This window comes from Yimella radicis, from assembly GCF_054778255.1.
Genome location: NZ_BAAGZR010000004.1, coordinates 16,935 through 28,592 on the forward strand (window position 1 = coordinate 16,935; position 11,658 = coordinate 28,592).

The following is an 11,658-nucleotide window of genomic DNA, read 5'->3' on the forward strand; positions in this document are numbered from 1 at the left end:
CTGGTCGAGCCGTTCGTTTCCGCTGGTCGAGCCACACCCTTTTCCGCTGGTTGAGCCGCGGGACTGAGGAACGAAGTCCCGCGCGCCGAAACCTCTCGCATTCACGTTCCCGCTGGTCGAGCCACACCCCTTTCCGCTGGTTGAGCCGCGGAACTGAGGAACGAAGTACCGCGCGCCGAAACCTCTCGCATTCACGAAGCGCCTCGGATGAAGTACTCCGTCCACGCACGAGGTTTCGGCACCTTCGGATTCGCAAGCTCATCCGTAGGGCTCAACCAACGAAAAGGCGAGAGTCAGTTGCCGAACCATCCCGCCGGGGCGGGCCGAGTGTTGTGCCAGATGTGCTTGGTCTCCTGGTACTCGTGCAACCCGGCGTGACCCAGTTCGCGGCCGATACCGGACTGTTTCATCCCGCCCCATTCGGCCTGCGGCACGTACGGGTGGTAGTCGTTGATCCAGATGGTGCCGTGGCGCAGCCGCTTGGCGACGCGCTCGGCGCGGCCGGCGTTCTGGCTCCACACTGCTCCGGCGAGTCCGTAGATGGTGTCGTTGGCGAGCTTCACCGCAGCGTCCTCGGCAGCGTCCTCGCCCGCACCGGAAAAGGTCTCGACGGTCAACACCGGCCCGAACGACTCCTCCTGCACGCACTTCATCGAGGTGTCACAGCCGTCGAGGATCGTCGGCGGATAGTACGAACCCTTCGCGAGTTCGCCGTCTCCGCAACGCTTTCCGCCGGTCCGCAGCACGGCACCCTCGGCGACGGCGTCATCCACGTACGTGGCGACCTTCGCCAAGTGGTCCTCGCTGATCAGCGGTCCTGCCTCGGCCCTGTCGTCGAACGGACCGCCGAGGCGGATCTTCTCGGCACGACGGACGAGTTCATCGACGACCTCGTCATGGATCGACTCCTCGACGATGAGCCGTGCACCGGCAGAACAGACCTGGCCGGAGTCGAGGAAGATCGCGGTGAGCGCGTTGTCGATCGTGACCGGCAGGTCGGCGTCCGCGAAGATCACGTTGGGGTTCTTGCCGCCCAGCTCGAGCGCGACGCGCTTCACGGTCGGTGCGGCGGACGCCATGATCGAGCGACCGGTCACGACACCACCGGTGAAGGAGACCAGGTCGACCTCGGGCGCCTCGGTCAGCGTCGGACCCACGTCCTTTCCGGCGCCGAGGATCAAATTGGCAACGCCCTTGGGCAGGCCGAGTTCGTCGAGGGTGCGCACCAGCCACATGGCGGTCTGCGGGGTGAGTTCGGCGGGCTTGAGCACGAAGGTGTTGCCGGCTGCGAGCGCCGGGGCGACCTTCCACGCGGTCTGCAGCAGTGGGTAGTTCCACGGCGTGATCAGCACGCAGACGCCGACGGGCTCGGTGACGACCCGGCTGGAGACGTCCGGCATGCCGGTGTCGACGATGCGTCCGGCCTCACCCTGAGCGAGCGAGGCGAAGTGCCGGAAGACGTTGGCGATGTCGTCGACGTCGATCTGCGACTCGACGAACCGCTTACCCGTGTCGAGCGATTCGAGGCGGGCGACCTCGTCTTTCTCCGCCTCCAGCCGGTCGGCCAGGCGGTGCAGCAGAGCAGCCCGCTCGGGCGAGGGAGTGTCACGCCAGGCACCCTCGTCGAACGCTCGCCGAGCTGCTTCGACGGCGCGACGGGCGTCGTCCTGACCGGCCTCGGCGACAGTGATCACCGCGGATCCGTCTGCAGGACAGGTGATCTCACGGGTTGCGCCAGATGCGGCGTCGACCCACTCACCATCGATGAACAAGCTGGGCACAGTTCTCCTCCAAGACGATCGCTTCACAGTCCGCGTGAGCACGTCCGGCGTCTCTGGGATGCCAGGCAGCTCGATAACGCTCGTTACAACATAACGCACGTTATAGTAAGAATGTGAAATCGGAACGACCCGTGCGCGAACGGCTGCTGGACGCCGCCGATGCCGTGCTGTTCGAGAACGGCTCGGTCTCGACGCCGGTGGACGTGATCCTCAAGCACGCGGGAGCGTCCCCGCCGAGCCTGTACTCGCACTTCGGCAACAAGGAGGGCTTGATCACCTCCGCCCTGCGTCGTCGCCTGACGATCTGGACGCAAGTCTGGGACGAAGCGATCGCGTCCGCCGAGTCCGACGTCGACCGACTGCTCGCACTCTGGCCGGCGCTGCGCACCTATCAGGCCCACCACCTGGCCGAGCGCTGGTGCGCCTTCAGCGGCACCGCGGCCGCACATCCCTCACCGAGCGAGCAACTCGCCGCAGTGCTGGCCGACGAGACTCACCTGCTGCGTACGCGACTGCACGATTACTCCGTGCCGGTTGCCGGTAAGGACGCGAATTCCCTTGCCTCGCAACTGTTCATCGCCTACACCGGAACGATGGCCACCATGCTGCGCGAGCCGTACGAGCAGGCCATCGACGAGGGTGAAGCAACCGCCCGAGCACTGGTCGCCGCTTTCGCAGGGAGACGTCGAACCCCAAGAACGTCTGTCGCGGATGATCGTCTGCGTCGGTCGAGCGCAGTTGATCAGCGGTACTCGTAGTACTCGGCCGGTGTACCCGTGACACACCAGTCGCGGATGGCGCACTGCGGCCCGTTCCCACCGGGGATCGGATCGGTCGTGCGCCAGACGCCGGAGTCCCAGACCTTGTCGCCCGTCATGCAGAAGGTCGACGACCCACAGCTGATCCAAGGCCTGCTCGATGTGAACGTCCACAATCGCTCGGCGGTCCAGGAACCATTTCGGTAGAGGTAGCCCATGCCGTAGGAGCCGCCGGCCATGCAGAAACCCGCGACCGGACAAGTCGGGATCCCGGCCGAGTGTGCATCGTTCGAATCGAAGGTGACGGGCGCCGACCACGTCCGACCATTCCACACACTCGCGGAACCCACGAGAGTGGCGACGCAGAACGTCGCAGTGGCGCAGTCGATGAACGAATTCGGACCGCTGATGGTGTCAGCGATTCGGGCCCACACCTTGCCGTCCCATCGGTACGTCCCGTCGAAGGTCAGCAACAAGCATGCGGTCCGTGACGTGCAGCTCAGACCGAACTGCCTCAGCATGAAGGAGGCGGGAGAAGGCCGCAGGACCTCGCGCCAGGACGAACCGTCGAAGACGTACGTCTCGCCGCCGTCGAAGACCCGCAGACACCAATCGATCGACACACAGTCGGTGAGAACGGGGCCCGGGTCGGCCGCCGTGGGCTCGTCGGCCGCACGACGTGGCGACTCCCCGGTCGGCAGCACCCAGGTGCTCGTTCGGTCGACACCCAACGCGAGACAGCCGTCCGTCGTCGGGCAATGCAGGGTGCCGCTCGTCGGCGCAGTACCGCTCTCGGGCGACAGGGATTGCTTCGAACTCCATGAGGGTGTCCGGCGCGGCGAGGGGAAGTAGCCGACGACGTCGACGATGACGTCCGTCGTGGTCGATGAATAGATGCTGATCTGCCCGTGGAAGCCGAGCTTGGCGGTCGTCGAGTTCGCCGTGCTGCTGCCCTTGGCGAAGTTCAGGGTCGAGCTTCCGGGCCGACGTCCGGTCGGGTGGACGATCAACCACCCCGCGGCGGCCGGCTTGACGGCAGTGACGTTGATCTCGACGGCACTCACGTGATCCACCGGCACTCCCGCGACGCCGATCAGAGGTACATCGATCTGCTTGCCTGCAGCTACCCGGTTCGTGGTCCGGGTGTCCTGGACGCGGGTCGGCACCAAAGGCGCATAGTCGCCTCCGGCGGCGATCCAGCCCACGACATCGACGAGCAGGTGACTGGTGGCCGAACTGTAGACCGCGACTGTTGCACCCTTGGTGATCGACAGCCCGGCCACCGTCGATCCCGCGTTGTAGTTGACAGCGGAGACCGTCGGACGCGCAGTACCGCCCGGGTAGACCGTGAGGTACCCCGCTGATCTGCTGCCCACGGTCGTCACGTTGACCACCACGGCCGCGACACCGGTCGTGGGCAAGCCGCCGATCGACACCGTCCGCGCGGTGCCTGCGCTCAGCGGAGTCGACGGGCGCGTGTCCATCACTCGTCGCGGTTCGAGCGGTCGATAACCGGAGGTCGATGCGAAGTAGCCGACGACATCGATCAACAGGTGGGAAGTGGCCGACGTGCGAAGAGCGATCCGACCATCTGCGCCTACCTGGACGACGGCTTGGTTCGCCACCGTCGCGTAGGCAGGGAAGTTGAGGTTGGACACCCGGGGCGCGGCGGTCCCGGAAGCGAACGCGGTGACATAACCGGCGGACTCCGGAGCGACGGCGGTGAGGTTCACCACAACCGCGCTCACCCCGTTGGCCGGGATGCCCGAACGTCCCAGCACCGGGGTTGTCACCGTCGTCCCGGCAGCGGGAGCCGTCCCACCGTTACGGGTGTCGAGCAGCCGCGCCGGGTTGATGGGCACGTAGCCCTGCCCGGCCGGTGAGACAGAGCCGGCGGAAGCCGTCTGTGGCAGCGCGCTCGGCTGAGCTGCCAGGGACGATGGCGCACTGACGCCCGCGGTCAGCATGACGACCAGAAGACAAAGGAGCCGAATCATCGGACGCATGGTGGTTCTACTTTCACTTCGATCGGCGTCGCCACACTGCATCGCCCGACGAAAGAGTAGGGCTCAATGGCCGCAACCGCCGCATGTTCCCGTGATCATGTGATCTGTCGGAGGCCGCGGAAGGATCGCCCGAACGTGCTGTCGAATAGGTGATTCGAGCGTCTGCCCGTAGGGTGGAGTCAGCGGTCCGCACAGTCTTGCCTCGGGCCGCAGGTGTTCGAGAAGCGCTAGATGCCTTCACTTATGCCGCTACCGCAGCCGAAACCGAGCGCGGGGCGAGCCCGGCGAGACACCGCCTTTCTTACGGAGTTTCTTTGTCCGACAATACTTTTGCGCCTTTTGGCGTGCCCGCTTCCTTGATCCGCGTCCTCGCGGAGCAGGGAATCACCACCCCGACCCCGATCCAGGCGGCGACCCTGCCGGATTCACTCGCGGGTCGTGACGTCCTTGGCCGTGGCCGCACCGGCTCCGGCAAGACGTACGCGTTCCTGCTGCCGCTGGTCGCCCGACTGCAGGCGTCCAGCAGCCGCCGTCAGCCCAAGCGTCCGCGTGCGCTGATCCTGGCGCCGACGCGTGAACTGGTGAACCAGATCAACGCCTCGTTGAAGCCGCTCGCCGACATGGTCGGGCTACGTAGCCAGACCGTCTTCGGTGGCGTGGGCCAGAACCCGCAGGCAGCTGCGCTCGCGAAGGGCGTCGACATCGTCGTCGCCTGCCCGGGCCGCCTGGAAGACCTTGTCTCCCAGGGACTTTGCGACCTGAGTGCGGTCGAGATCACCATCCTCGACGAGGCCGACCACATGGCCGACCTGGGCTTCCTGCCCGGCGTGAAGCGCATCCTGAACAAGACCCCGCGCGACGGACAGCGCCTGCTGTTCTCCGCGACCCTCGACCGCGGTGTCGACGTGCTCGTCAAGAGCTACCTCACCAACCCGGTCACCCACCACGCCGACAGCGCACAGTCGCCGGTCAGCGCGATGGACCACCACGTCCTGCACCTGCACAAGGACCACCGCCTGCCGGTGCTCGTCGACCTCGCTGCTGCCCCCGGCCGCACCGTCGTCTTCACCCGCACCAAGCACGGAGCCAAGAAGTTGGCCAAGCAGCTTGCGGCACAAGGAGTTCCGGCAGTCGACCTGCACGGCAACCTCAGCCAGAACGCCCGCGTCCGCAACATGGACGCGTTCCACAGCGGCACTGTCCGGACGCTGGTCGCCACCGACATCGCCGCGCGTGGCATTCACGTCGACGACGTCTCCTTGGTGATCCACGCCGACCCGCCGGCCGAGCACAAGGCGTACCTGCACCGTTCGGGACGCACCGCTCGTGCGGGCGCCGCCGGCACCGTTGTGACGCTGATGCTCGACGAGCAGCAGAAGGACGTCCGCGATCTGACCCGCGCGGCCGGCATCAAGCCGACGACAACCAAGGTCGACCCGGCCCACCCGCTGCTGACCGAACTGGCTCCGGGCGAGCGCTCGTTCGTCGCTCCGTCCGATCAGGTTCAGGTCGCACCGGCCCCGCAGAAGCAGGGTTCGCGCGGCGGACGCGGCCAGGGTTCCGGACGCGGCCAGGGTGCGGGTCGTTCGGGCCAGGGTGCGGGTCGTTCGGGCCAGGGTCGTGGCACCTCGCAGGGTTCGTCTGCTGGTTCGTCGCACGGTTCGTCTCAGCGTTCGCCGAAGCCCACCGGCGAGCGGGCAGGTGCGGCGCCGCGACGTAACCGCGGACCGCGTCGGGCAAGCAGCCCGGCCACCTCACGCTGACACCGTAAGCGGTCGTCATAGCGGCCGGTTTCCTTGACTACGGGCGTAGTGAAGGAAACCGGCCGTTATTGCAACCCGTTGTCGCGAGGCTCAGAAGTCGTAGTCCACGACGACCGGTGCGTGATCGCTGATCCGCACGTCGCGGGAGGGCTCGCGATCCACCCACGCAGCGGACGCCGTCCGGGCCAGTTTCGGTGTGGCCAGGTGGTAGTCGATGCGCCAGCCGACGTTCTTGTCGAAGGCCTGCCCCATCCACGACCACCAGGAGTACGGACCGTCGGTCTCGGGGTGGAGTGTGCGGACGACGTCCACGAGGGTGCGCGGCGACATCTGCGACCCGATCCACTCGCGTTCCTCGGGCAGGAAGCCCTCGGAGTTCTTGCTGGTGCGCCAGTTGGTCAGGTCGTACCGGGTGTGCCCGATATTGAGGTCACCCATGAGCAGGAACTCGCGTCCGTTCGCCGATGCCGTTCTGCGGGAACGGGACAGCTGCCGGGCGAAGGAGTCGAGGAAGCGCATCTTGCGTTCGTACTTCACGCCGCCGTCCGGTGCTTCGCGCATCCGGCCGGGCTTCTGCAGGTGGACGGGCAGTCCGCCTTTGGGCAGGTACAGCGAGGCGACGGTCAGCGGTGCGTCCGCAAGGTCGACTTCGACGTAGCGCCCCTCGTGCGCGAACTCGCGCATGCCACGGGCCAGCGTCATCGGCTCGGTCGGCACGAGTTCGCCGTTCAGTCGGACGTCGCCGCTCCAGGTGCGGACGGCGGACGGCGCGTGCCGGGTGAGGACGGCGACGCCATTGCGTCCCTTGATCCCGCCCTCTTCGTACGCGACGTGATAGTCGGCGTAGACACCGTCCGGGATGTCCGCGTGCTGGGCCCGAACCTCCTGCAGCGCAACGACATCCGGGTTTCTCGTGGCGAGCCATTGCTCGAAGCCGCGGCGTTGGGCAGCTCGGATTCCGTTGACGTTGTAACTGGCGATACGCACGGTCGATCAGCCTACGAGTCCGTTCGGAGACGCAAGAACTCGACCGGATGCCCGCTGGTTGAGCCCGGACGCAGCGACGAAGGAGCAGCGGCCCGTGCCGAAACCAAGGCGCGTGAACACGAGAACCCAGCCGCGTCGGGCTGGGTTCTCGTCGTCCACCATCGTGGTTTCGAGGCGCACGGAATCGTTCCTCATCCGTGCGGCTCAACCAGCGGTGACGGCGTGAGGGGTTCGATCAGTCGTCGGAGACGGTGACCTCGACGGGGATGTTGCCGCGGGTCGCGTTGGAGTACGGGCAGATCTGGTGCGCCTTGTCGGCGAGCGCCTGGGCGGCGTCCTTCTCCATATTCGGGATGACAACCTCGAGCACGACGGCGAGCCCGAAGCCACCGTCCACCTTGCCGATGCTGACCTTCGCGCCGACGGTCGAGCCGGTGAGGTCGGGCTTGTCGTCGCTGAGCGTCGCGGCCTTCTTCAGGGCGCCATGGAAGCACGCGGCGTAACCGGCGGCGAAGAGGTCCTCGGGGTTGGCGCCGCCACCGGGGCCGCCCATGCCCTCGGGCACCTTGAGGTCGAGGTCGACGTACCCGTCGACGGTCTTGGTGTGGCCGTTGCGGCCGTCACCGGTTGCGAGTGCCTCGGCGGTGTAGAGCGTTTCCATGATGAACGTCCTCTCAGCTGCTGTACAGGTCATCACCGACGCTAGCCTCCGACGCGCGCGGGTGGCGAGTCAGCCCGGGGAGTTCTACCGTGGAACGCCGACCAGGCCCGGAGCGCGTTGGCTCAGCGCAACGGGTCGTGCGCGATCAGCATGGTGCCGATCAAGAACGGGTACGCCGGCGCCACGCTCGGTGCGAACGACGAGGTGAGCTCACTACTTCTCGCCGAGCCCACTGGGTGTGCTCGGTAGGTTCGGCGCTGATCAATAGGTACGCGAGCGCCCGTACGATCCGCCGGTCATCGAGCAGTCCAGGGGCGTCTGCTGGGACGCCGCGGCACGATTGCCGGCGACTTGGCACACTTGTACGCATGAGCGCCGGACTTCACCCGAACATGCAGGAGCACTTCGACACCGTCGTCGCCCGCAATCCCGGCGAGACGGAGTTCCATCAGGCGGTGTACGAGGTGATGCACAGCCTCGGCCCGATCGCCGGCAAGCGGCCGGAGTACGCGCAGTGGTCGATCCTCAAGCGCGTCTGCGAACCGGAACGACAAATCATCTTCCGCGTCCCGTGGGTCACCGACTCCGGTGAAGTGGAGATCAGCCGCGGATTCCGCGTCGAGTTCAACTCCGCGCTCGGCCCGTACAAGGGCGGCCTGCGTTTCCACCCGAGCGTGAACCTGTCGATCATCAAGTTCCTGGGGTTCGAGCAGATTTTCAAGAACTCCCTGACCGGCATGCCGATCGGCGGCGGCAAAGGCGGCTCCGACTTCGACCCCAAGGGTCGTTCGGACGGCGAGATCATGCGCTTCTGTCAGTCGTTCATGACCGAGCTCTACCGGCACATCGGCGAATACACCGACGTCCCGGCCGGTGACATCGGCGTCGGCGGACGCGAGCTCGGCTATTTGTTCGGGCAGTACAAGCGGATCACCAACCGTTACGAGTCCGGCGTCCTCACCGGCAAGGGCCTGTCGTGGGGCGGGTCGCGGGTGCGTACCGAGGCGACCGGTTACGGCACGGTCTTCTTCACCCAGGAAATGCTGGGGACGCGTGGCGAGAGATTCGACGGCAAGCGCGTCGTGGTCTCCGGCTCGGGCAACGTGGCGCTGTACGCGATCGAGAAGGTGCAGCAGCTGGGCGCCACGGTCATCGCCTGCTCCGACTCCAACGGCTACCTGGTCGACGAGAACGGTCTCGACCTGGGCCAGCTGAAGGACCTCAAGGAGGTGCGCCGTGAGCGCCTGTCGGCGTACTCGTCCGACTCGGCCGCGCACTCGACCGAGGGCTCGATCTGGGATGTGAAGTGTGACGTGGCGCTCCCCTGCGCCACCCAGAACGAGCTGAACGAAGAGCACGCGAAGTCGTTGGTGAGCAACGGGGTTCAGGCAGTGGCCGAAGGCGCGAACATGCCCTGCACCCCGGGCGCGGTCAAGGTTTTCCAGGAGTCGTCCGTGCTGTTCGGCCCGGGCAAGGCGTCCAACGCCGGCGGTGTCGCGACCAGCGCGTTGGAGATGCAGCAGAACGCCAGCCGTGACTCGTGGAGCTTCGAGGACACCGAGGCGCGCCTGGAGCAGATCATGCGCAACATCCACACCCGCTGCGTCACGACCGCGGACGAGTTCGGGCTCGAGGGCAACTACGTCGCCGGTGCGAACCTGGCCGGTTACATGAAGGTCGCCGACGCGATGGTGGCGCTCGGCGTCATCTGAACCGCCAAAAAGTTGGCGGAGAGCGGTCGTCATAGCGGCCGGTTTCCTTGACTACGGGCGTAGAGGGACGGGTACGACTTAGGTAGGGGTTCGGTCGGCCGATGACTGCACGAACTGTCTCGGCGAAGCTGGCACCATGGAACTCGGACTGCTCGCCCCACTGGTGGTGCTCGCGCTGATCGACAGCACCAGCTTCGGCACACTCGCGATCCCGGTGTGGGTGATGACCCATCCTTCGAAGCCGCGACTGGGCCGAATCTTGTTGTACCTGAGCACCATTGCGGTGTTCTACTTCGTACTTGGTCTCGGCCTGTACTTCGGGGCACAGTCATTGCGCGACGCGTTCGCCTCGCTGTCGACATCCGAACCCGCTCGCTGGGTCGCTCTCGTGGCGGGCGCGGTGTTGCTGCTGCTCGGACTCACCATCGAGCCGTGGACCGAGGCAGGCAAGAAGCGCAAGCGGGCCAGGGAAGCCGCCCGTCGGCAGGCCCGTGGACCCGGACGCATCGAACAGTGGAGGACGTCGACCGCGGACGGTTCGGCGTCCCCCGCGTCCGTCATGGCCTTCGCGACCGTCGCCGCGCTGATCGAGGCCGCAAGCATGCTGCCCTATCTGGCCGCGATCGGACTGATGGTCGCCGCCGATCTGCCGACGCTCGGCGCGGTGGGGGTACTGGCGTCCTACTGCGTGGTGATGGTCGCGCCGGCGTTGGTGCTGCTCGCGCTCCGACTCTCGATGCACGAGCGCATCCAACCGACGTTGGAGCGCGTGGATCGCTGGCTGCGCAACAACTCCAAAGAATCGTTGGCGTGGGTGTTCGCGCTGCTCGGACTCTGGCTGATCAGCAACAACTGGCGGTTCGCATGGGATCTGATCGGCTGAGGACTACTCGACGACGCGGATGGGCTCTTCGTCGATCGGCAGGCCGGCCTCGACGTAGCCACGGAAGCCGCCGACCAGGTCTGCAGCCCAACGGAATCCGAGTCGTTTCAGGTCACTGGCGGCAAGCGAGGACGAGTAGCCCTCATTGCACCACCACCACCACGACGTCGTCCTTGGTCGGTCCGTCCGACATCGAGTAACCGCTGGTCGGGTCGAGGCGCCACTCCAACACCGACCGGTCGATGACGACCGCTCCCGGGATCAGCGTTCGCGGACGATCGTGGTCACGACCCGCGTCACGGCAGGGAGTTGGGGCGTGGAGCTGAAACCGAAGGCCGGGTTGGGCGTGACCCGAGTGAGCGCTCCGAGCGCCTCCTCGTGCCAGGTGCCCGTGAGGCGAATCACTGCGTGCTGGTCGAGCGCCCCGTAATACTCCCGGCGTCCGTTGCCGGCGGTACCCACGGTGCGCACGCCGGGGTGGACGATGCGGGCGACCGGGTCGGCGAGAACAGCTAGCGGCCTGCTGCTGGCAATCCGTTGCGGCACGGCGTGCAGAAGCCAGCCTGTCGGGGTGCGCTTTCCCAGGCCGAAGGACGCCCGGAGCGGGCCGGCGTCGACCGTCCAGCCCTGCGTCAAGTGGACATCACACAGCACGGTCTCGTCGAAGTTGTAGGTCTGCGAAACATACTGAGCGACGGCTTCATTCGGTGCGAGCAGGAAGCGGCGACCGGACGCGTCCGCCACCATGACATCGGTGAACGCACCGAGCGGTGAGTGCGACCAATCGCCGACCACCACCCGGACGCCGCTGGTCGATCCGGCGCCGAGGATGCGCCCCTCGAAGCGGTCGACGATCTTCGTGGAACGGGGCATGCCGACATCTTCCTCCTCGCAGGTCGCCACCGGGCGGGCGGTGGCGCGTAGCGTCGAAGCATGAGCGAACAGAACGGGAAGCCGGAAGAGCACAAGGCCGAGGTCGACCAGCAGGACGGTGGGCCGGGAGCGCAGCAGGACGACGGCGGCGACACCAATGACGTCGCGAGCGGTGGGGTCTCGAAGGAGAAGAAGTCCGACGACTGATCCACGCCCGAATCCGCGTGACGTGTG

The 11,658-nt window shown here is 66.5% G+C and carries 10 protein-coding genes; 5 read left to right on the plus strand and 5 right to left on the minus strand.

Annotated elements, in window-relative coordinates; all coding sequences use genetic code 11:
* Positions 1-293 precede the first annotated feature (293 nt).
* Complete coding sequence (locus ACYU8W_RS03460; protein WP_499466680.1) at positions 294-1,781, minus strand: aldehyde dehydrogenase family protein; 1,488 nt, start codon at positions 1,779-1,781, stop codon at positions 294-296.
* Between the two features lie 113 nt (positions 1,782-1,894).
* Here ACYU8W_RS03460 and ACYU8W_RS03465 point away from each other — a divergent pair, with 113 nt between their 5' ends.
* Complete coding sequence (locus tag ACYU8W_RS03465; RefSeq protein ID WP_499466682.1) at positions 1,895-2,539, plus strand: TetR/AcrR family transcriptional regulator; 645 nt, start codon at positions 1,895-1,897, stop codon at positions 2,537-2,539.
* On the opposite strand, the gene ACYU8W_RS03470 is transcribed toward ACYU8W_RS03465, so the two are convergent.
* Entirely contained in the window at positions 2,524-4,536 is a 2,013-nt protein-coding gene (locus ACYU8W_RS03470) for a hypothetical protein (RefSeq protein ID WP_499466684.1), read from the minus strand. The two genes, ACYU8W_RS03465 and ACYU8W_RS03470, sit on opposite strands and share 16 nt — an antisense overlap.
* A gap of 353 nt (positions 4,537-4,889) precedes the next feature.
* Between ACYU8W_RS03470 and ACYU8W_RS03475 the strand changes: the two genes are divergently transcribed.
* The gene (locus ACYU8W_RS03475; RefSeq protein ID WP_499466686.1) at positions 4,890-6,308 is read left to right on the plus strand and encodes a DEAD/DEAH box helicase; all 1,419 of its coding nucleotides are present in this window, start codon (positions 4,890-4,892) and stop codon (positions 6,306-6,308) included.
* A gap of 90 nt (positions 6,309-6,398) precedes the next feature.
* Here the strand turns inward: ACYU8W_RS03475 and ACYU8W_RS03480 are convergent, their stop codons facing one another.
* Both ACYU8W_RS03480 and ACYU8W_RS03485 read right to left on the minus strand, forming a co-directional pair.
* A complete protein-coding gene (locus ACYU8W_RS03480; protein ID WP_499466688.1) occupies positions 6,399-7,295 on the minus strand; it encodes an exodeoxyribonuclease III in 897 nt (298 codons plus the stop codon).
* Between the two features lie 235 nt (positions 7,296-7,530).
* Positions 7,531-7,956 (minus strand): organic hydroperoxide resistance protein, encoded by a 426-nt coding sequence (locus ACYU8W_RS03485; protein WP_141927214.1) that lies wholly within the window; start codon positions 7,954-7,956, stop codon positions 7,531-7,533.
* Positions 7,957-8,324: 368 nt separating this feature from the next.
* Between ACYU8W_RS03485 and gdhA the strand changes: the two genes are divergently transcribed.
* Both gdhA and ACYU8W_RS03495 read left to right on the plus strand, forming a co-directional pair.
* The gene (gdhA, locus tag ACYU8W_RS03490) at positions 8,325-9,668 is read left to right on the plus strand and encodes an NADP-specific glutamate dehydrogenase (RefSeq protein ID WP_499466690.1); all 1,344 of its coding nucleotides are present in this window, start codon (positions 8,325-8,327) and stop codon (positions 9,666-9,668) included.
* A 136-nt stretch (positions 9,669-9,804) separates the two neighbouring features.
* Positions 9,805-10,551 carry a GAP family protein gene (locus tag ACYU8W_RS03495; protein ID WP_499466692.1) on the plus strand — a complete coding sequence of 249 codons (747 nt, stop codon included), beginning with the start codon at positions 9,805-9,807 and terminating at the stop codon, positions 10,549-10,551.
* Between the two features lie 261 nt (positions 10,552-10,812).
* Here the strand turns inward: ACYU8W_RS03495 and ACYU8W_RS03500 are convergent, their stop codons facing one another.
* Entirely contained in the window at positions 10,813-11,424 is a 612-nt protein-coding gene (locus ACYU8W_RS03500) for a hypothetical protein (protein WP_129626557.1), read from the minus strand.
* A gap of 60 nt (positions 11,425-11,484) precedes the next feature.
* Between ACYU8W_RS03500 and ACYU8W_RS03505 the strand changes: the two genes are divergently transcribed.
* A complete protein-coding gene (locus ACYU8W_RS03505) occupies positions 11,485-11,631 on the plus strand; it encodes a hypothetical protein (protein WP_168990275.1) in 147 nt (48 codons plus the stop codon).
* Positions 11,632-11,658: the final 27 nt, after the last annotated feature.